At 61.6% G+C, this 18,931-nt stretch carries 18 protein-coding genes and 1 tRNA gene; 5 read left to right on the forward strand and 14 right to left on the reverse strand.

Annotated features, from left to right (window positions below):
• Positions 1 to 3: 3 nt before the first annotated feature.
• The 7 genes from J2J99_RS21150 to tesB form a co-directional block, all read right to left on the reverse strand.
• Positions 4 to 789 (reverse strand): ATP-grasp domain-containing protein, encoded by a 786-nt coding sequence (locus J2J99_RS21150; protein WP_168294984.1) that lies wholly within the window; start codon positions 787 to 789, stop codon positions 4 to 6.
• Entirely contained in the window at positions 789 to 1,592 is an 804-nt protein-coding gene (locus J2J99_RS21155; RefSeq protein WP_168294985.1) for an exodeoxyribonuclease III, read from the reverse strand. Before J2J99_RS21155 ends, J2J99_RS21150 begins: the two co-directional genes overlap by 1 nt.
• A gap of 100 nt (positions 1,593 to 1,692) precedes the next feature.
• Complete coding sequence (locus tag J2J99_RS21160) at positions 1,693 to 2,361, reverse strand: outer membrane lipoprotein carrier protein LolA (protein WP_168294986.1); 669 nt, start codon at positions 2,359 to 2,361, stop codon at positions 1,693 to 1,695.
• 140 nt (positions 2,362 to 2,501) lie between these two features.
• A complete protein-coding gene (locus J2J99_RS21165; RefSeq protein ID WP_168294987.1) occupies positions 2,502 to 5,189 on the reverse strand; it encodes an FtsK/SpoIIIE family DNA translocase in 2,688 nt (895 codons plus the stop codon).
• Positions 5,190 to 5,435: 246 nt separating this feature from the next.
• Complete coding sequence (locus J2J99_RS21170) at positions 5,436 to 6,860, reverse strand: ammonium transporter (RefSeq protein ID WP_168294988.1); 1,425 nt, start codon at positions 6,858 to 6,860, stop codon at positions 5,436 to 5,438.
• A 27-nt stretch (positions 6,861 to 6,887) separates the two neighbouring features.
• Complete coding sequence (locus J2J99_RS21175; RefSeq protein WP_003543684.1) at positions 6,888 to 7,238, reverse strand: P-II family nitrogen regulator; 351 nt, start codon at positions 7,236 to 7,238, stop codon at positions 6,888 to 6,890.
• Positions 7,239 to 7,448: 210 nt separating this feature from the next.
• Positions 7,449 to 8,333: an acyl-CoA thioesterase II gene (gene tesB / locus J2J99_RS21180; protein WP_168294989.1), complete on the reverse strand. Its 885-nt coding sequence runs from the start codon at positions 8,331 to 8,333 to the stop codon at positions 7,449 to 7,451.
• 84 nt (positions 8,334 to 8,417) lie between these two features.
• On the opposite strand from tesB, the gene J2J99_RS21185 reads away from it, so the two are divergent.
• The gene (locus J2J99_RS21185) at positions 8,418 to 9,632 is read left to right on the forward strand and encodes a ubiquinone biosynthesis hydroxylase (protein ID WP_168294990.1); all 1,215 of its coding nucleotides are present in this window, start codon (positions 8,418 to 8,420) and stop codon (positions 9,630 to 9,632) included.
• A 79-nt stretch (positions 9,633 to 9,711) separates the two neighbouring features.
• Here J2J99_RS21185 and J2J99_RS21190 read toward each other — a convergent pair whose 3' ends face one another.
• The 4 genes from J2J99_RS21190 to J2J99_RS21205 all read right to left on the reverse strand — a co-directional run bounded on the left by J2J99_RS21190 (position 9,712) and on the right by J2J99_RS21205 (position 12,211).
• Positions 9,712 to 9,900: a Trm112 family protein gene (locus J2J99_RS21190; RefSeq protein WP_010034724.1), complete on the reverse strand. Its 189-nt coding sequence runs from the start codon at positions 9,898 to 9,900 to the stop codon at positions 9,712 to 9,714.
• An 8-nt stretch (positions 9,901 to 9,908) separates the two neighbouring features.
• Positions 9,909 to 10,595, reverse strand: coding sequence for an LON peptidase substrate-binding domain-containing protein (locus tag J2J99_RS21195; RefSeq protein ID WP_205918644.1), 687 nt, complete (start codon positions 10,593 to 10,595; stop codon positions 9,909 to 9,911).
• A 75-nt stretch (positions 10,596 to 10,670) separates the two neighbouring features.
• Positions 10,671 to 11,645: a thioredoxin gene (gene trxA / locus J2J99_RS21200; RefSeq protein WP_168294992.1), complete on the reverse strand. Its 975-nt coding sequence runs from the start codon at positions 11,643 to 11,645 to the stop codon at positions 10,671 to 10,673.
• 56 nt (positions 11,646 to 11,701) lie between these two features.
• Entirely contained in the window at positions 11,702 to 12,211 is a 510-nt protein-coding gene (locus J2J99_RS21205) for a prolyl-tRNA synthetase associated domain-containing protein (RefSeq protein WP_168294993.1), read from the reverse strand.
• Between the two features lie 254 nt (positions 12,212 to 12,465).
• On the opposite strand from J2J99_RS21205, the gene J2J99_RS21210 reads away from it, so the two are divergent.
• Positions 12,466 to 12,540: transfer RNA gene (locus J2J99_RS21210), tRNA-Gly, on the forward strand.
• A 286-nt stretch (positions 12,541 to 12,826) separates the two neighbouring features.
• On the opposite strand, the gene J2J99_RS21215 is transcribed toward J2J99_RS21210, so the two are convergent.
• The gene (locus J2J99_RS21215; protein WP_168294994.1) at positions 12,827 to 14,263 is read right to left on the reverse strand and encodes a DUF6880 family protein; all 1,437 of its coding nucleotides are present in this window, start codon (positions 14,261 to 14,263) and stop codon (positions 12,827 to 12,829) included.
• Positions 14,264 to 14,493: 230 nt separating this feature from the next.
• On the opposite strand from J2J99_RS21215, the gene J2J99_RS21220 reads away from it, so the two are divergent.
• Positions 14,494 to 14,748 (forward strand): DUF2934 domain-containing protein, encoded by a 255-nt coding sequence (locus tag J2J99_RS21220; RefSeq protein ID WP_168294995.1) that lies wholly within the window; start codon positions 14,494 to 14,496, stop codon positions 14,746 to 14,748.
• A gap of 75 nt (positions 14,749 to 14,823) precedes the next feature.
• Here the strand turns inward: J2J99_RS21220 and J2J99_RS21225 are convergent, their stop codons facing one another.
• Positions 14,824 to 15,468: a ThuA domain-containing protein gene (locus J2J99_RS21225; protein WP_168294996.1), complete on the reverse strand. Its 645-nt coding sequence runs from the start codon at positions 15,466 to 15,468 to the stop codon at positions 14,824 to 14,826.
• 228 nt (positions 15,469 to 15,696) lie between these two features.
• On the opposite strand from J2J99_RS21225, the gene galE reads away from it, so the two are divergent.
• The gene (gene galE / locus J2J99_RS21230) at positions 15,697 to 16,680 is read left to right on the forward strand and encodes a UDP-glucose 4-epimerase GalE (RefSeq protein ID WP_168294997.1); all 984 of its coding nucleotides are present in this window, start codon (positions 15,697 to 15,699) and stop codon (positions 16,678 to 16,680) included.
• Entirely contained in the window at positions 16,658 to 18,241 is a 1,584-nt protein-coding gene (locus J2J99_RS21235; RefSeq protein ID WP_168294998.1) for an alkaline phosphatase family protein, read from the forward strand. Before galE ends, J2J99_RS21235 begins: the two co-directional genes overlap by 23 nt.
• Here the strand turns inward: J2J99_RS21235 and J2J99_RS21240 are convergent.
• On the reverse strand, positions 18,238 to 18,735 hold the full coding sequence (locus J2J99_RS21240; RefSeq protein ID WP_168294999.1) for a DUF1993 domain-containing protein: 498 nt from the start codon (positions 18,733 to 18,735) through the stop codon (positions 18,238 to 18,240). The genes J2J99_RS21235 and J2J99_RS21240 overlap by 4 nt on opposite strands.
• Positions 18,736 to 18,931 lie beyond the last annotated feature (196 nt).

Genomic DNA, 18,931 nt, shown 5'->3' on the forward strand with positions numbered 1-18,931 from the left:
ACGTCAGTCGCAGACGAGGCCATCGATCGCTGCGGCGAGCTTTGTGAGGTCCGCGGCGTAGAAGCCGGCAGCATTGAGACAGTTCGTCTCGAGGAGCTTCAGGCCCTCTTCTGTACGGCAGACGTCAATGACATAGGCCGGAGAGTAGCCCGGATTGAGATCGGCCATCCGCTGCCCGAATTCGAGCGCGTCGTCATCGATCTCATGACGGTGGATGACGCGCGATCCTTCTTTGTAAAGCGAATAGGTGACGATCCTGTCATTGACGACCCAGAGACGCCATTCGCGCAGGATGCGGACAGGCTTGGTGAACATCAGCAGCGTGTTATGGCGCAGCGATCCCGCCGGGATCTCATCTTCGTCGAGCGCCAGGACCCTCTCGGCCATACGGACGATCTCGCCGGCCGATTTCACGTTGCCGGGCTCTTCCTTGCTGTCGTCGACGGGACGCAGGAACCATTCCCGCCCATCGTCAGCCAGACGCGCGGGAACCTCGCGGAGCGTCAGGAACAACGCATCGGCGCCGTTGAGTAGGTAGGGATGCCACACCTTTTCCTGGACAAACGGACGCAGTTTGAACATGCCCGGCCGGTAGCCGTTCGTCTCGGCGTTTCTCCAGAGCGTGTAGGAACCGAACATCACCACCGCGCTGGGATCGGCGACAACCGGCTCGGGAATAAGCTCGCCGATGAACGGAACGACCCTGTGCCAAGTGTAGCGGATACCGAGCCGGTCGAGTGCCTCGGCAAGCTTGTGATGGTCCTCGAACTCCTGAAGAATCCACTGCATCAGAGATCGAAATGCGCCGTCACCGGCACATGGTCGGAAGGCCGGTCCCAGCCGCGCGCTTCCTTCAGGATATCGATGCGCTTGAGATGCGGCCCGAGATCCGATGAGGACCAGATGTGGTCGAGCCGCCGGCCGCGGTCGGCCGCTTCCCAATCCTTGGCGCGATAGCTCCACCAGGTGTAGAGCTTCTCGCTGATCGGCACATGCTGGCGCATGAGATCGAGCCAGGCGCCGCGTCGCATCACCTCGAGCAGCCCGTCGGTTTCGACGGGCGTATGGCTGACGATCTTCAGCAACTGCTTGTGCGACCAGACGTCGTGTTCCAGCGGCGCGATGTTGAGATCCCCGACTAGGATGGCCGAAGTATTGGCCTCGCCATTGGCCTTCAAAAGCTTCATCTCCTCGATGAAATCGAGTTTATGGCCGAATTTCGGATTGATCGTCCGGTCCGGCTCGTCGCCGCCGGCCGGGACGTAAAAATTGTGCAGCCGGATGCGGCGGTTGCCGCGTTCGAAGATCGCCGATATGTGGCGGGCGTCGCCGACGCCGCAGTAATCCTGCCGGTGATCTTCGGTCAGCGGAATGCGCGAGGCGATCGCCACGCCGTGATAACCCTTCTGACCGTGGATGATGATGTGATCATAGCCCATGGCCCGCAAAGGCGCGGCGGGAAAGAGCTCGTTCGGCACCTTGGTTTCCTGCAGGCAGAGAATATCCGGCCGGTGCTTGAGAACGAGCTGCTCGACGATCGGCATACGCAGCCGTACCGAATTGATATTCCAGGTGGTAATCGAAAAGCTCATGCGGCAAGCCCTTTCACTGTCATGAAGGGGCTTTAGAACAAAGGCGGACAGGAGGGAACCGGGCCGCGTGCAAAAGCGTCAGGAGATCAACCGAAAAGCCTCAGTCGCGCGATTGCGGCGTGCCGGGAATGCTCTCATAGGGAACCCGGAAGACGCGATCATCGAACTGCACGCCGGTCTTGACGTTGAAGATCATCACCGAGGTGTCCTTGCCCTGATTGTCGGTGATCGTCCACTGACGCAGGTCATAGGTTTTTGGGTCGAACATCATGGTGATGGTCGAGTTGCCGAACACCGTATTGTTGCCGAGCGCGATCGTCGTCAGGTCCGACTCCTCCTTGACACCCTTCACCATTCCGGCCGACAGGTCGATATGCTGCGCCAGCAGCAGGCTGAGCGGCGTCTTGGAGAGCGGATAGAGATCCCAGGTCTTGAGCTTGGTATTGCCGATGGCGACATTCTTGCCGTCGGCAATCACCCGCATCGGCGAAGGGTCGTCATAATTGAAACGCAGCTTGCCGGGGCGCTGGATGAAAAATTTGCCGCCGGTCTGCTCGCCGCGCGGGCCGAATTGCACGAACTCGCCCTGCATCGTCGTGACGCCGGAGAAATGGTCGGCAATCGCCTGCGCCGTGCCGGAGGCGGGCGCCGCCGCCTGCGCAAGGGCGCCGAAGGGAATGGCGCTCGCCATCGCAGCGACGGCGAAAGCGCCGAGAAGATCGCGCCGCGTCATCGTCAGGCCGGAGAGGGAAGAATCGGAGTTACGCATCTAAAGTCTCCTTTATGCGATCTGCATGCTGCCGAAAGACGGCGTCTTCAAGGCGTTGCGATCGGCCCGCCAGAGGTAACGGCTTTGCTGCGATCAGGTTTCCGCAAAAGCGGCCCTCTCTGAAATATATGGCTGTTATGTCAGCGATCGAGGATGTCGTCTTCGGTCGGAACCAGGATTTCGCGTTTGCCGGCATGGTTGGCTGGCCCGATGATGCCCTCCTTCTCCATGCGCTCGATCAGCGAGGCGGCTCTGTTATAGCCGATGCCCAGCCGGCGCTGCACGTAGGAGGTCGACGCCTTGCCGTCACGGAGCACAACGGCGACGGCCTGATCATAGGGATCTTCCGAATCTGAAAGGTTCGACGTGCCGGCCGGGCCACCGCCACCGCCGCCATAATCGCTATCCTCGTCGTCATCGGCGGTGATCGCATCGAGATATTGCGGCGAGCCCTGCGTCTTCAGGTAGGAGACAATCTCTTCGACCTCGACATCCGAGACGAATGGCCCGTGTACGCGCTGTATGCGCCCGCCGCCGGCCATGTAGAGCATGTCGCCCATGCCGAGCAACTGCTCGGCGCCCTGTTCGCCGAGAATGGTGCGGCTGTCGATCTTCGAGGTGACCTGGAACGAGATGCGGGTCGGGAAATTCGCCTTGATCGTGCCAGTGATGACGTCGACCGAGGGGCGTTGCGTCGCCATGATCACATGGATGCCGGCCGCACGCGCCATCTGCGCCAGGCGCTGGACGGCGCCTTCGATATCCTTGCCGGCGACCATCATCAGGTCGGCCATTTCGTCGATGATGACGACGATATAGGGCATCGGCCTGAGGTCGAATTCCTCGGTCTCATACATCGCTTCGCCGGTATGGCGGTCAAAGCCGGTCTGCACCGTGCGCGAGATCACCTCGCCCTTCGACAAGGCCTGTTCGACACGGGTGTTGAAGCCGTCGATATTGCGCACGCCGATCTTCGACATCTTCTTGTAGCGTTCTTCCATCTCGCGCACGGTCCATTTCAGCGCGACGACGGCCTTCTTCGGATCGGTGACGACGGGCGAAAGCAGGTGCGGGATACCGTCATAGACGGAGAGCTCGAGCATCTTCGGATCGATCATGATCAGCCGGCACTGTTCCGGCGTCATGCGGTAGAGCAGCGACAGGATCATCGTGTTGATGGCGACCGACTTGCCCGAGCCGGTGGTGCCGGCGACGAGCAGATGCGGCATTTTGGCGAGGTCGGCGATGACGGCCTCGCCACCGATCGTCTTGCCGAGCGCCATCGCAAGCTTGGCCTTGCTGCCGTCGAAATCCCGGGAGGCGATCAATTCGCGCAGAAAGACGGTCTCGCGCGTCTGGTTCGGCAGTTCGATGCCGATCGCGTTGCGGCCGGGAACGACGGCGACGCGGGCGGCAATGGCGCTCATCGAGCGGGCGATATCGTCGGCAAGGCCGATGACGCGCGACGACTTGATGCCGGGTGCCGGTTCCAGTTCGTAAAGCGTGACGACCGGGCCGGGACGGACATGAATGATCTCACCCTTGACGCCGAAATCCTCGAGCACGCCCTCAAGCATGCGGGCATTCTGCTCCAGCGCGTCGGCCGACAGCGTCGAATCGCGCACAACATTCCTCGGTTCGGCGAGCAGGTGCATCGAAGGCAGCTGGAAACCCTCGGGACGAATGAATGAACCCTGGGCTTCGCGCTCGACGCGGGCTCCGGGTTTTGGGCGCGAGATCGCCGGCACGACGCGAGGCTCCGGCTTGCCGACGGCTTTCGCCGGCGCGCGGATCATCCAGTCGTCGCCATCGTCGTCGGGCAGGATATCGGCCGGGCGCGGCGGCATGTCGGTATCGAAAGGCGGATCGTCGTCCTCATCCTCGTCGTCGATGGAAAGCGACGGTGCGGCGACGACGCGCCGCGGCGAAGCCGCCCTTGCCCCCATTGATGGCTCCATCGACGGTTCCATGCGCTCGCCGCGCACGGCCGGCGCCTTGGCGCGGACCGGTTCGTTCAGCGTACCGAACTCATCATCGTTGAAATCATAGGGCGATTCGAAATCGCCTTGGCGCCGCTTGCGCGGTCCCATGCCGAAGAGACGGCGCAGCCGCCCCTGGCTCATATACCAGGCATGGGTCATGGCGCCGCTGAAAGCGACCCAGCGCGACTCGTCCTCCTCGTCTTCCTCGCCGACGACCCGCGCCTTGCTTGTCGTCTCGACGTAATCATCTTCGATTTCGTCATCCGCTTCGCTGTGACCGACGAGGCCGGAGGCAAACAGCATCATCCAGGCAGTCGGTACGGCAAAGATGCAGCCGACGACCATGGCGAAGGTGCCGGTGGGATAGGCGCCGACGAAAAGTGCGGGAAAACGCAGGATCATATCGCCGACGACGCCGCCGATGCCGTTCGGGATCGGCCAGGTGAGCGGCGGCGGGAAACAGCCGATGACGGCGGAAGACAAAACCGAACCGGCAAGCCAGGCGCCGATGCGGGCGGGAATGCGGTTGAAGCGGCGCCCCGAGATCATCGCCAGCGCCCATGCGACGATCGGCAGCATCGAAACGATGCTGGCAAGCCCGAGGAACTGCATGACGATATCGGCGAAGGCAGCGCCGCTGTAGCCGAGGATATTCGTCGGCAGATTGGCGGTGGCGTAAGAATAGCTCGGATCCGCGACGTTCCAGGTCGCCAGCGCCGCGACGCAGAACGCCAGCAGCACAAAGATCGCAAAGCCAATGAGCGCCTGGATCTGCCGCAGCATGAATGCCGAGAAGGAGAACCGATCCGGACGGCCATCCATCGCCGGCGACGTGCTTCTTGCCATGTGTCTAACCCGTCCAATGCCTGAGGGCATGCGAATCACCGAAGCTTCGCCATGCCAAAATGCGTCCGCTCTACCTAACCAGAGCCGGGTTAAAGCGATGTTAACCATGCGTGCCGGGACGGGCATCCAGCCCGGAAAAAGAAAAAAGCCCGAACCTTGGAAGGTCCGGGCCAAATGCGGCTTATGGTTAGATAGGCCGCGACGGGCCGTGAAGGACGCCCTGATGCCGGGCGCCCAAACCTGGCGTTACGAGTGGTAGGCGGCTTCGCCGTGAGTCGAGAGGTCGAGCCCTTCGCGCTCGGCTTCGACGCTGACGCGCAGGCCGACGATCACGTCGACGATCTTGTAGAGGATCGCCGATCCGATGCCCGACCACAGCAGCGTCGTCAGCACGCCCTTGGCCTGGGCGAGCACCTGGGTTGCCGTGCCGGCATAGGAGGCTGCGAAATCGGCCGTCGAATAATCGACGATGCCTGCGCCGCCCAGCGCCGGGTTGACGAGGATGCCGGTGCCGAGAGCGCCGATGATGCCGCCGATGCAATGCACGCCGAAGACGTCGAGGCTGTCGTCGTAGTTGAACTTGTTCTTCACGACGTCGACGAAGAAATAGCAGACCGGCGAGACGATGAGCCCGAGAACGATAGAGCCCATCGGTCCGGCAAAGCCCGCTGCCGGCGTGATGGCGACGAGGCCGGCAACCGCACCGGAAGCGCCACCGAGCATGGAAGCCTTGCCGCGGGCGAGGCTTTCAACGATGCACCAGGATACGGCAGCAGCGGCCGTCGCGACGAAAGTGTTGATAAAGGCAAGCGAGGCGTAGGAATTAGCTTCGAGGTTGGAGCCGGCATTGAAGCCGAACCAGCCGACCCACAGCAGCGAGGCGCCGACCATTGTCAGCGTCATCGAATGAGGCGCCATGATTTCCTTCTTATAGCCCGTGCGCTTGCCGAGCATGATGGCGCCGACCAGGCCGGCAATACCGGCATTGATGTGAACGACCGTACCGCCGGCGAAGTCGATTGCGCCGAAGGAGAAGATCAGGCCCGCCGGCGAGGTGTAGGAGCTCGGACCGCCCCAGAACCAGACCATGTGCGCCATCGGGAAGTAGATGAAGGTAACCCAGAGCACGACGAAGAGCATGACGGCCGAGAACTTGACGCGTTCGGCGAAGGCGCCGACGATCAGGCCGGGCGTGATGCAGGCAAATGTCATCTGGAAGACGATGAAGGTGTATTCCGGAATGGCGACACCCTTCGAGAAGGTCTCGGCGAGCGACGAGGTGTTGACGCCGGCAAGGAAGGCCTTGGAGAAGCCGCCGACGAAGCTATTCAGCGAGCCGCCGTCGGTGAAGGCGAGCGAATAGCCGTAGGTCACCCAGAGCAGCGCCACGACGGCGGTGATCATGAAGACCTGCATCAGCACGGAGAGCATGTTCTTGGCGCGCACGAGACCGCCGTAGAAAAGCGCAAGGCCCGGGATGGTCATCAGCAGGACGAGCGCCGAGGAGATGAGCATCCAGGCATTGTCACCCTTGTCCATGGTGAAGGCAGGAGCAGCGGCGGCAGCAGCAGCCGGCGCAGTCTCCTGCGCAAAAGCGACCGCCGGCGCAAGGAGCGCGGCCGTTGCTGCGCAGACCCGCGCAAAGGTGGAGGAAAACTTCGAAATTGACATTGGAAAAAGCTCCTTGATCTGCCGTTCTTACAGCGCTTCTGAATCGGTTTCGCCCGTACGGATGCGCACGGCATGGTCGATCGAATAGACGAAAATCTTGCCGTCGCCGATCTGGCCGGTCTTGGCAGACGCCGCGATGGCTTCGACCGCCCTGTCGACAAGTTCCGATGCAACGGCGATTTCGATCTTGAGCTTTGGCAGGAAGCTGACCGCATATTCGGTGCCGCGATAGATTTCGGTATGCCCCTTCTGGCGACCGTAGCCCTTCACTTCGGTCACGGTCAGGCCCTGAATGCCGATCGCCGTCAGGGCTTCGCGGACCTCATCGAGCTTGAACGGCTTGATAATAGCCATCACAATTTTCATCTGGTTTCCCATCCTTCGTTATCCTCGGCGCGGAGCCGACTCTCCTTGCCGCTGACGTTCCTGAACAGCGACCGGCGATATACATTCAAAGGACGTGCCAGATTCGTGCAGCGATATAAGTTATTGAAAAACAAAGATTAAAATAAAGGATACCAATAAACAGGCAGATGATTGAGCGATAAGCGCACAAATAATGCCCAAATTCGGAAATATGCCTATTATTTATTCATTTGCCTTTTTACGAATCAAACCCTCCTGGGCGACCGAGGCGATGAGCCGTCCCGACCGAGTAAACAGGCTCCCGCGTGTCAGCCCCCTGGCGCCGGAAGCCGACGGGCTATCCTGCGTATAGAGCAGCCAGTCGTCGAGCTTGCAGGGCCGATGGAACCACATGGAGTGATCGAGGCTCGCCACCTGCAGGCTCTGGTCGAAGATGGACGTCCCATGGGCATAAAGCGACGTATCCAGCAGCGTCATGTCGGAGAGATAGGCAAGCACTGCCGCCTGGTAGCACCGATCGTCGGGAACCGGCCCGGTCGCCCGTACCCAGACATCCTGCCTGGGATCGAGCTTCCTGTCGGAGAAGTAGTGGGTCAGCGAGACAGGGCGGATCTCGATCGGCCGCTCGCGCTGCCAGTATGCCCGGATCGCCTCCGGCGCATGGGCAAGATACTGTTCCTTGATCTGCTGCTCGCCGAGCAGCGCCTCCGGCATCTGCACCTCGGGCATGCCGATCTGGTGGTCGAAGCCCGGCTCTTCCAGCTGGAAAGAGGCCGATAACGCGAAGATCGCCCGGCCGTGCTGGATCGCGGCGACACGCCTGGTATTGAAGCTCGATCCGTCGCGGATGCGCTCCACCTGATAGATGATCGGCACCGAGGGATCGCCGGGCCGCATGAAATAGGCGTGCAGCGAATGGACGAAACGCTCAGCCTCGATGGTGCGCTGCGCCGCCATCAGCGCTTGGCCGATCACCTGCCCGCCGAAGACCCGTTGCCACCCAGCCTGAGGGCTGCGGCCGCGAAAGATGTCGACCTCGATCGGCTCCAGGTCGAGCGTCGAAAGCAGCCTCTCCATCGCCGAAGATCCTGATGTCTCGCGCGTCATTTTGTATGCCTCCCGGCGGTAGGAAGTGAAGTGGCGATGATCTATATAGATCACATCTGAGGCACAAGGTACGGGAGCGGCGTGATGCTTGATATGCTGGTTGTGGGCGGGGGCTATGTCGGCCTTTCCGCTGCCGTTGCGGTCAAGCAGGCAGCCCCACATCTGAAAGTCTCGGTGGTCGAGGCCGCACCCGAGCATGTATGGAAAAGCGACGCGCGCGCTTCCGCCGTCATCGCCGCCGCCGTGAAGATGCTCGAAATCTTCGGCCTCTGGACCGAGATCGAGCCGGAAGCTCAGCCGATCACCAAGATGATCGTCACTGATTCGAGAACCTCGGACCCAGTGCGCCCGGTTTTCCTCACCTTCGACGGCGAAGTGGCCGAAGGCCGGCCCTTCGCTCACATGATCCCCAACGTCGTCATGGTCGCAGCACTGCGTGGCGCCTGCGAACGGCTCGGCATCGACATCCGCCACGGCCTTGGCGCGACGGCGCTCAAAACTGAGGACAGCCATGCCACCGTCACGCTTTCGGACGGCAGCGTGTTGCAATCGCGGCTGGTGGTGGCCTGCGACGGCGTGCGCTCGAAGCTGCGGAATCTCGCCGGCATCAGGACCGTCACCTGGGACTACGGCCAGTCCGGCATTGTCGCGACGGTCGAGCACGAGCGGCCGCATGACGGTTGCGCCGAGGAACATTTTCTGCCGGCCGGCCCCTTCGCCATCCTGCCGCTCAGAAACAACCGCTCCTCGCTGGTCTGGACCGAGCGCACGCATGATGCCGACCGGCTGGTTGCCGCCGACGAGCTGGTCTTCGAGGAGGAGCTGGAACGCCGCTTCGGCCACAAGCTCGGGGCGCTCAAGGTGATCGGCGACAAACGCGCCTTTCCGCTCGGCCTGACGCTGGCCCGCGCCTTTGTCGCCCCGCGTTTCGCGCTCGCCGGCGACGCCGCCCACGGCATCCATCCGATTTCAGGACAAGGCTTGAACCTCGGCTTCAAGGATGTGGCGGCGCTGGCCGAAACCATCGTCGAAGCCGATCGTCTCGGCCTCGATATCGGTTCGATCAATATTCTCGAGCGCTACCAGACCTGGCGGCGCTTCGACACCTTCCGCATGGGCGTGACGACCGATGTGCTGAACCGGCTCTTCTCCAACGATGCAATGCCGATGCGCGTCGCCCGCGACGTCGGCCTCGGCATTGTCGACCGGCTGCCGCGCCTCAAATCCTTCTTCATCGGCCAGGCGGCCGGAACGACGGCGAAGGACAACCCGCGCCTGCTGGCCGGCGAAGCGATTTAACTTTTGTTTTACGCAGTTCCCGGCAAAAGCCCTTCGCGCTTTGCCTGGGAAGCCGCTTCCCGCTTTTCCTGGAATTGCTTTATTCGTCGAGGCGCCGCGCCTCGGACACCAGCATGATCGGGATGCCGTCGCGGATCGGATAGGCAAGGCGCGCCTTCTCCGAAACGAGCTCATTATGTTCGCGATCATAGGAAAGCCGGCCCTTGGAGAGCGGGCAGACCAGGAGCTCCAGCAGTTTCGGATCGACGCGGCTCAGTTTTTCGTCCATGGCCGAGTTTACTGCAGAACCGTGTCGGAGTCACCGAAGACCCGCGCCAGCACGATCTCGGTAATGGCGATCAGCGTCTCGGCCCGCGTCTTGAGATCGGGCGCCTCGAGGAGAGCCTGTTTTTCGGCCGGTCCGAACGGCGACATCATGGCGAGCGAATTGACCAGCGTCAGATTGCTCGCGCGCTCGACGCTCTCCCAGTCGGCTTCCAGCTTGTTGGCATCGAGATAGGATTTGAAGGCGGTGAGCAGGGCTGTGCGATCGACCGCCTCCTCCTCCTTCTCCGCAGAGAGATCGGCGATGAAAGGCGCGATCCGGAAGGTGCGGAAGGGATCGCTCGTCACCTTCTCTTCCAGCAGCCGGAAGCGGCAGACGCCGGTCAGCGACACGATATAGCGCCCGTCGCCGGTCTCGGCGAAGGAGGTGATTCGCCCGAGGCAGCCGACGGTGGCAAGGCTGGGCTCGCCCCCCTTCTCCTCATGTTCGCCGAGCGCCGGCTGTACCATGCCGATCAGCCGGTTTCCGGCAAGCGCTGCATCCAGCATCGCCAGATAGCGCGGCTCGAAAATGTTGAGGGGAAGCTGTCCGGCCGGCAGGAGGAGGGCCCCGGGCAGCGGGAAGACGGCGATCGCATCAGGCAGATCGCCCGGCTTCAGGTATCTGGCATTACCGACTTGCATGAAACCGTCCCGCATTCTTGTAAACGGGCATGCCCGTTCTGACGAGAATGTGGTGCCCCCGCTTAAAAACGCAAGGGCCGATATCCAATCTTAAGAGAACAGCATCGCCGAAAGCTTGCGGCGAGCGGCAACCGTCGCCGGATCCTTGAAACCCCAGACTTCGAAGAACTGCAGCAACTGACGACGCGCACCGTCATCGTCGAAGTTGCGATCCTTGCGCATGATGAGAAGCAGATGTTCGGCGGCTTCCTCTCGGCGACCCTCCACATTTCGGATCTTGGCGAGCTTTAGCCGTGCCTCGTGATTATCAGGATTGAGCGCCAATTCGTGCTCGAGGGCAACGGGATCGCCGAGCTTGCGCGCCTCCTCGATCTGGTCGAGCTTCTTCAGGACCGCCTGGATGCCGGCATCTCTAGCGAGCTCCTCCGGCAGATCGGTCAGTGTTTCGCGCGCCCGCTGGTGCTGGTTTGCGGCGATCATGCATTCGGCCATTCCGGCAAGCGCCTTGGCATTCTCGGGATCGGCCTGCATGACGGCGCCGTAAAGCTGCGCGGCCTCGCTGAGCTTGCCGGCGGCAAGCAGTTCCACCGCTTCAGTCAGGACGGCCTCGATTTCGGCCGCCTCATCGGCGCCAGCCGGCCCGGCGATCCGGTCGATGAACTGAGTGATCTGGCTTTCCGGCACCGCGCCCATGAAACCGTCGGCCGGGCGGCCGTTGACGAAGGCGATGACGGCGGGGATAGACTGGATGCCGAGCTGGCCGGCAATCGAGGGATGGTCGTCGATGTTCATCTTGACCAGCCTGACGCGGCCCTTGGCCTCGTTGACAACCTTCTCCAGCACCGGTGTCAGCTGCTTGCACGGACCGCACCAGGGCGCCCAGAAATCGACCAGCACCGGCTGTTTGCGCGATTCCTCGATGACGTCCTTGCCGAAATTCGCCGTCGTCGTGTCGGTGATGTAGCTGCCGGCCGCAGCCGCCGGTGCGCCCTGAGCGCCGAAGCTTGCCGTTGCCGACATCTGATTTCCGAAGGAACCGTTATAGGGATTGTTGCTGCCGCTCATAGGTATCTCCCGCCGCGCCGATCCTGCCGGCATCATTGTAGCGCTAAAATCGTATGTCAGGACGTCACTTTCAAGACAAGCGGCTTATGTCCCGTCGCTTCCATGAAACGGACGAGGTCGCCGCTTGCGATCGATGTCGTCGCGTCGTTGGACAGCGGATGGCAGTTGACGATTTCCTCAGCCATCAGATCGGCATCGAGCACGAAGGTGACGTTTCCTTCCGTATCGTTGATCGCGCCGAAGGCGGTGACCGCGCCCGGAATGACACCGAGATACTCCATGAGCTTCTCAGCCCGGCCGAAGGAAACCCGGCCGGAGCCGCCGATGATGGTGTGAACCTGCTTGAGGTCGACCTCGGCATTCTCTTCTACAGTCAGCAGAAAATACCTGTCCTTCTTGTCCTTGATGAAGAGGTTCTTGGTGTGGCCGCCGGGGATCTCGTCGCGCAGCGCAACCGATTCGGCCACGGTAAAAACAGGCGCATGATCGACCGTCTTATGGGCGATGCCGAGCCCGTCGAGAAAGGCGAACAGATCTTTTTTCGTCTTGGGGGTGTTTTCGGGCATCAAGCAATCCGTTGGTGGCGAGGAAAAAGCGAGGCGTCCTGATTAAGTCCGTCCACATCATTTGGCAATCTTCGCCACCGACGCCCTACCCCCACATTTGCGGCCTTTCCGCCAGCCTCGTGCGACCGCACGAATTTTTCTTCGTTTCTTCGTCATTTCCCTGTTGCATTTGAAAATCCGTTAGGCCATATAGCGCCCGTCGCCACGAGGCGGCGCCCACGGTCCAACGACTACCCCGGACCGATGCGGATTGAGCGGGTGTAGCTCAGGGGTAGAGCACAACCTTGCCAAGGTTGGGGTCGAGGGTTCGAATCCCTTCGCCCGCTCCAGTTTTCCCAGTTTCATACCGAAGACGTGGAAGCAGACTTTCTCCGTGACGATCGCCGCGCCCGAACGGGCTATCGGCGGCCGCAAGATCATTGCCAAGCGCTGGTCGCTACCTTCTGCCGGCACCGGCAGTGTCAGTGACCCAGCACCTTCTTGGCCCAGGTCGCAGCCTCGTCGCCGCTGCTGACGTCCGCCTGCACCGGCCATTGCCCCAGCTCAGCGGAGCCGCGTGCCACGAAGTATCGGTCATAGCGATGTCCTTTCGGTTTCCTGAAATCGGCGATTCGGTTAACGTATCAAGCTCCAGAAGCCATGCTTCTTTCCATGTTGACGCCTCAGCTCGGCGACATAGACGTCGTGAGGCCGGACGCTGCCGAAATCGTCGATATGAGGTGCGAGCGATGCGCACTCCGCCAGATGGCGCGCGGCATGCCTGTAACGGCTGGACCGGCCGTTATCGAGGGCGAAGCCGATCATCGAGCGCAGCAGCATGGTTGCCGCCAGCGGGTATTTCTCCTGCAGCATTTCGGCGGCCGGCGTCATCAGCTCGTACAGGTCGCCGTCCAGTTCCGCCTGGCGCCCGGAGATGAGCTTGGCTGCCTCGGCAGCTGCGGGCCAGACCAGGAAAAAGGCAAGGGCCCGATGAACATCGGGATAGCCGTGCGCGAAGGCGAATGCCTTTTCCTCGGCCTCGATATCATCGAAGTCGGCGAGCTTTCGCAGGAAGGCGCGAAGGTGTTCTCCGTTCAGCGACTGCTCGAAGCATTGCCATCGATAGGCCTGCGCCTCCTCTCCCCGTCCGAGCGCGTCGAGCGCTTCTGTGCGGGCGCGCTGCCATTCAAAAGGCAGTTCGAACCGCCCCCGCTGGTCGATGCCGTCCAAAATCTTCAATGCTTCCTCGGCGCGTCCCGCCGAAAGCAAGCGGCCGGCGATCTCTGCCGCGACCGTCGGCACCCTTAAGGTTTCCTCCGGCTGGTGGGCGATGAAGGCATCGACATCATCCTGGGTATCGGCAATTTCCTGCAGAGCGATGCGCGCCGTCCGTCGCCGATGGTTGGCAAAGATCTCGTCCTGGTAGATCGGGCCGCTGCCGCCCCAGCCGAAAATTTTCCGGTCGGCGTCGGCTGGCTTCTCCTCCTGTTCGTTCGACCATTGCACCAGCAGGCCCTTCAAACGTTCCAGACCGTCCTTGCCTAGAGCCGGAACCATCTCGGCGATCAGCCGGTCATATTGGCCGTGGTCATTGTCCTGCAATGCGGTGAAGACCTTGTCGGCAAGAACTTCGATACCGATCCCCGCGGACCTGGCGATGACGCCGGCATCGGCGCACGCCTGGTGGAATGTCTCGATGAAGGCTGTGTCGCCGCTGTTGGATCGCGCGAATATCGTGTCGGCGACAGCAAGGAATTGCCAGATGAGATCGAACGCTTCCTTCGGATCGTCGGCAGCCACGACGGTGACGATCGCGGATCGTTGCGTTTCGAGGTCGGCGTTGACGGTTTTTACTTTATGCCATTCGATGACGCTCTGCGCCCGTGCGATGCTGCCGAGGCGCTTGCGGATCTCACGCGCGACCTCGGTACTGCCCTGATTGCCGGCCAGTTCCATGCGAAGCCGCCGTTTATGGGCGGCGCTGCCGGTGCTGATTTCGATCAGCAATTCAGCGAGACGCTGCGCACCGAGAGCTTCCAGATTCTTCGCATTGAGGGTCGTCTTTGCTGCCATGGGTCACCACTGTCGTTGCGCACCGACCCTAACTCGGTATTCAAATCAGTCCAAGGGGAGGTGCAGGGTACATTGCATCGCGAATTCGTATGACTTTATCGACGCTTAGTCGCCCCGAATCATGGCCGTTAGCCAAAAAATAACGCTGCCTCGTAACGACTCCTAAAGCCCGCTTTGGCACGCTGTCGCCTATCGATATTTGCTTCCAAATTTTTCGGCTGGGGTTTGTCATGAGTCACAATAGAGACGCCTGGGTCAGCCAGCGCGCTTATTCGCTGTGGGAATTGGAAGGCAGGCCGGAAGGGCGCGGGGAAAGCCATTGGATGCAGGCGCTGCGGGAATTCGAGCAGCTGGAGCTGACGAAGGCTTCGCCCGATGGAAACGATCTAATCGAGAAGCTGAAGGCAGCCGGGCGGCTGATGCGGGTCTATGACGAGCCGGTCCTTGCCGTCGAGAACGAGCGGCAGCTGAAAGCGGCCCTTTAAGCCCCTTTTGCCGCGCAGGCCGGAATATTTCAGCTGCATTGCAGGCGGACGATCGGCCTTGTGCCCTTCCCAAATCTACCGGCGGGCGGCCCAGCGGAGGCCGCGCCGCAGGATGAGCGGCATGTAGGGATGATCGAACTCGGCCGCGACATGGCCGAGAGCGGAATAGAAAACGCGGCCGGCGCCGAAATGGCGCTTGAAGACGACCGGCATCACGACATTGCGGGCCGCCGGATCATATACGCCGGTGAAGGTGGTGGTCGCCAGGATTTCGACTGTGGGATCGTAATGCAGGTAATATTGCTCCGAACGGTAGTCGAAGTCGGGAATGCCCTCCATAACAGGATCGTCCTGGCGGGTGACGGCGACGCGGAAATCGATGATGTTGCCGGGATGGGCGACCCAGGTGACGCCGGAGACATAGCGGAACGGCGCGCTTTCCTTGAAGGAGGTGGCGAGCGCGCCATGATGGCCGGCAAGCCCGAGCCCGCCGCGCACCGCTTCGACCAGGCCAAGGGCATGTTCCTTCTCGAGCCTTTCACCGGTGATGATCGGAACCAGCAGATCGGCTTTCGCCAGCGTCGGAGATCCGAATATGCCGAGATCGCCGGTCACTTCGACCGCAAAGCCCTCTTCACGCAAGAGATCGGCGACGATATGGGCACATTGTTCCGGCTCATGACCCTGCCAGCCGCCCCAGACGATCAATGCCTTCCTCATTCGCGCGCTCCCGGCTGATTGCTGTGGACACATGGTGAAAGCCCCTTAAGACGGGCGGTTATGCAAATCACGCGAATAATTCACGAATCGCCGGTCCGGGAGAAATCGCATGAAGCCGGCGGTCGGCATTTGGTCGATTGCCATTCACGCCTGCCGCAGTTCCTTCTTTTTATTGCCGTTCATCTCGTCTAGATTTCTCCCGTCTTTCAGCAACAACAAGGGTGGTGCATGGCAGGTGAAACGGTTCTTGTGGTCGGCGGCGCCGGTTATATCGGCTCGCATACGTGCCTCGACCTGGCGAACAAGGGCTATAAGCCTGTCGTCTTCGACAATTTTTCGAATGGTCATCGCGAGTTCGTCAAATGGGGGCCGGCCGAGGAAGGCGATATTCGCGACCGCGCCCGGCTGGACGAGGTCCTTGCCAAGCACAAGCCGGCGGCGATACTGCATTTCGCGGCGCTGATCGAGGTCGGCGAATCGGTCAAGGATCCGGCTTCCTTCTACGAAAACAATGTGATCGGCACCTTGACGCTGCTTTCGGCGGCACAGGCCGCCGGCATCAACGCCTTCGTCTTCTCGTCCACCTGCGCCACCTACGGCCTGCCGCAGAGCGTGCCGCTCGACGAGACGCACCGGCAGGTGCCGATCAACCCCTACGGGCGGACGAAATATATCGTCGAACAGGCGCTTGCCGATTACGACCAGTATAAGAGCCTGCGCTCGGTGGTGCTGCGTTATTTCAATGCCGCAGGCGCCGATTTCGAGGGCCGGATCGGCGAATGGCACCAGCCGGAGACGCATGCGATCCCGCTGGCGATCGATGCCGCGCTCGGCCGCCGCCAGGGCTTCAAGGTGTTCGGCAGCGATTACGAGACGCGCGACGGCACCTGCGTGCGCGATTATATCCACGTGCTCGATCTTGCCGATGCGCATGTGCGCGCCGTCGAATATCTTCTGAAGGGCGGAGAGTCCGTCGCACTCAACCTCGGCACCGGTACCGGCACGACGGTCAAGGAATTGCTCGGCGCGATCGAGGACGTCTCGAACCGGCCGTTCCCGGTCGAATATATCGGCCGCCGCGAGGGCGATTCGCATACGCTGGTCGCCAACAACGACAAGGCGCGCGACGTGCTCGGCTGGGCACCGCAATATGATCTGTCCGAGATCATCCGCTCGGCCTGGAACTGGCATGCAAGATCCAACCAGAATTGAGCCAGCCGGAATTGAGCCAGCTGGAATCGCGAGGGACCGCCGACCGAACGTCCTGCTGATCACGGCCGACCAGTGGCGCGGCGACTGCCTGTCTTCGGTCGGTCATGCTTGCGTGAAAACCCCGAATGTCGACGCCTTGGCCCAGGAGGGCACGCTCTTCCGGCGGCATTATGCCGGGGCGGCACCCTGCTCGCCGGCGCGGGCTACCCTCTATACCGGCCTTTACCAGATGAACCATCGGGTCTGCCGCAACGGTTCGCCGCTCGACGCCCGCTTCGACAATCTGGCGCTGGCGGCCCGGCGGGCGAGATACGACCCGACGCTGTTCGGCTATACCGACACGGCGCCCGATCCGCGCGGCATGGATGCCGGCGATCCGCATCTGACGACCTATGAAGGCGTATTGCCGGGCTTTACGGTCCGCCAGCTTCTGCCCGAGCATGAAAGACAATGGCTCTCCTGGCTCAGGTCCCGCGGCCATACCGATGCCGTCAGCCGCGACATCCATATTCCGCTCGGTGCGCGGGCCGGTGAAATTTCCAATGCGGCGCCGGCCTATTCCCGCGACGAGACCCAGACGGCTTTCCTGGCCGGCGAATTCATCCGCTGGATGGGCGAGCAGGACGGGCCGTGGTTTGCGCATGTGTCTTTCTTGCGTCCGCATCCGCCGTTTTCCGTTCCCGAGCCGTTCAACCGGATGTTCGGGCCGGATGACGGTCCGGCTTTTAACCGTGCGACAAACGCCCAGGCGGAAGCGGCAAGTCATCCCTATCTCGCCTATTCCATGCCACGTACCGGCAAGGGCAATTTCATTCACGGCGCCACCGGACCGCTCAGCGGCTGGAATGGCGACGATTTCGCGGCGATCCGGGCGATCTATTACGGCATGATCTCTGAGGTTGACGCGCAACTCGGCCGCATTTGGCAGGCGCTGAAGGACGCGGATGCCTGGGAGAATACGCTTATCGTCTTCACGTCCGATCACGCCGAGATGGCGGGCGATCACTGGACGCTGGGCAAGGGCGGCTTCTTCGACGGCAGCTATCATGTTCCGCTTGTAATCCGCGATCCCGCAAGCGGTGCCGCGGGCGGGATCGTCGAAGAATTCACCAGCGCAGCGGATATTTTTCCGACATTGTGCGAAAAGCTCGGCGCCGAGGCAAAAAACGCGCTCGACGGCCGGTCGCTCATGCCGTTCGTCAACGGCCGGAGTGAGCCGAGATGGCGGGATGCGGCATTCTGGGAATTCGATTTCCGTGATATCGCCGCTGGCGAAGCGGAACGGCATTTCGGGCTGAGGTCCAACCAATGCAATCTCGCGGTGATCCGCGATGCACAGTTCAAATATGTGCATTTTACGGCACTGCCGCCGCTGCTCTTCAATCTCCGCGACGATCCGATGGAGCTCGACAATGTCGCGGCGGATCCGGCCTATGCGGCGATACGGCTTGAATATGCCGAAAAGTTGCTGTCGCTGAGAGCGCGGCATCTGGACCAGACGCTGGCCTATACCGAGCTGACGGAAAAAGGGCCGGTGACGCGCCGGCCCTGGCCCCTTTAGCCGAGATAATCACGCTTGCCGATCGGCGCACCCTGATTGCGCAGGATTGCGTGGGCGGTCGCGACGTGGAAATAGAAATTCGGCAGGGCGAAGGTGGTGACATATTCGTCACCCGGAAGCACGATGCCGCGGTTACCAGGCAGGGTGATCTGCCGGCCTTCCACGCCTTCCAGCGCCTGCGTCGAAAATGTGGCGAGATAGGCTTCGGTCTTTGCTAGGCGCTCGCGCAACTCGTCGAACGTCTTCTCATTGTCTTCGAATTTCGGGGCGTCGGTGCCGGTCAGCCGAGCGAGGGTGAATTTGGCGCTGTCGCTGGCGCGCTGATACTGGCCGGAAAGCGGCAGCATGTCGGGCGCAAGGCGAGCGGCGACCAGGACGGCAGGATCGAAATTCTTCTCCTTCGCATAGGCCTCCGCCTTGTCGAGGTAGGTTTTGAGGCTGGCGAGGCCGCGCTGGAACATGGGGACGGTGAGGCGATACATCGAAACGGACATGTGTCCTATCTCCAAATTTTCACAATGATCGGGCAGCAATGAGAGAGCCGAGAGCGCCTGCGGCCGTAGCGTACCTTCGGCTTCGCATAGATGGATATTCCCGCCGCCTTTGACAATGCAGCGAAAGGGGCGGTGTTGGCTGGCCCCGCCCATCGCTTTCTTGCGGCGAAAGAGACTTGACGTCGCCGCAGGAAAA

Source organism: Rhizobium binae (assembly GCF_017357225.1).
Lineage (GTDB): Bacteria > Pseudomonadota > Alphaproteobacteria > Rhizobiales > Rhizobiaceae > Rhizobium > Rhizobium binae.

Coding starts and splice junctions, on each gene's coding strand:
- J2J99_RS21235 (WP_168294998.1), top strand. CDS start 16,658: ATGCAAGATCCAACCAGAATTGAGCCAGCCGGAATTGAGCCAGCTGGA.
- J2J99_RS21155 (WP_168294985.1), bottom strand. CDS start 1,592: ATGAGCTTTTCGATTACCACCTGGAATATCAATTCGGTACGGCTGCGT.
- J2J99_RS21175 (WP_003543684.1), bottom strand. CDS start 7,238: ATGGGAAACCAGATGAAAATTGTGATGGCTATTATCAAGCCGTTCAAG.
- J2J99_RS21150 (WP_168294984.1), bottom strand. CDS start 789: ATGCAGTGGATTCTTCAGGAGTTCGAGGACCATCACAAGCTTGCCGAG.
- J2J99_RS21220 (WP_168294995.1), top strand. CDS start 14,494: ATGAGTCACAATAGAGACGCCTGGGTCAGCCAGCGCGCTTATTCGCTG.
- J2J99_RS21185 (WP_168294990.1), top strand. CDS start 8,418: ATGCTTGATATGCTGGTTGTGGGCGGGGGCTATGTCGGCCTTTCCGCT.
- J2J99_RS21205 (WP_168294993.1), bottom strand. CDS start 12,211: ATGCCCGAAAACACCCCCAAGACGAAAAAAGATCTGTTCGCCTTTCTC.
- J2J99_RS21165 (WP_168294987.1), bottom strand. CDS start 5,189: ATGGCAAGAAGCACGTCGCCGGCGATGGATGGCCGTCCGGATCGGTTC.
- trxA (WP_168294992.1), bottom strand. CDS start 11,645: ATGAGCGGCAGCAACAATCCCTATAACGGTTCCTTCGGAAATCAGATG.
- J2J99_RS21215 (WP_168294994.1), bottom strand. CDS start 14,263: ATGGCAGCAAAGACGACCCTCAATGCGAAGAATCTGGAAGCTCTCGGT.
- J2J99_RS21195 (WP_205918644.1), bottom strand. CDS start 10,595: ATGCGGGACGGTTTCATGCAAGTCGGTAATGCCAGATACCTGAAGCCG.
- J2J99_RS21190 (WP_010034724.1), bottom strand. CDS start 9,900: ATGGACGAAAAACTGAGCCGCGTCGATCCGAAACTGCTGGAGCTCCTG.
- J2J99_RS21225 (WP_168294996.1), bottom strand. CDS start 15,468: ATGAGGAAGGCATTGATCGTCTGGGGCGGCTGGCAGGGTCATGAGCCG.
- tesB (WP_168294989.1), bottom strand. CDS start 8,333: ATGACGCGCGAGACATCAGGATCTTCGGCGATGGAGAGGCTGCTTTCG.
- J2J99_RS21240 (WP_168294999.1), bottom strand. CDS start 18,735: ATGTCCGTTTCGATGTATCGCCTCACCGTCCCCATGTTCCAGCGCGGC.
- galE (WP_168294997.1), top strand. CDS start 15,697: ATGGCAGGTGAAACGGTTCTTGTGGTCGGCGGCGCCGGTTATATCGGC.
- J2J99_RS21170 (WP_168294988.1), bottom strand. CDS start 6,860: ATGTCAATTTCGAAGTTTTCCTCCACCTTTGCGCGGGTCTGCGCAGCA.
- J2J99_RS21160 (WP_168294986.1), bottom strand. CDS start 2,361: ATGCGTAACTCCGATTCTTCCCTCTCCGGCCTGACGATGACGCGGCGC.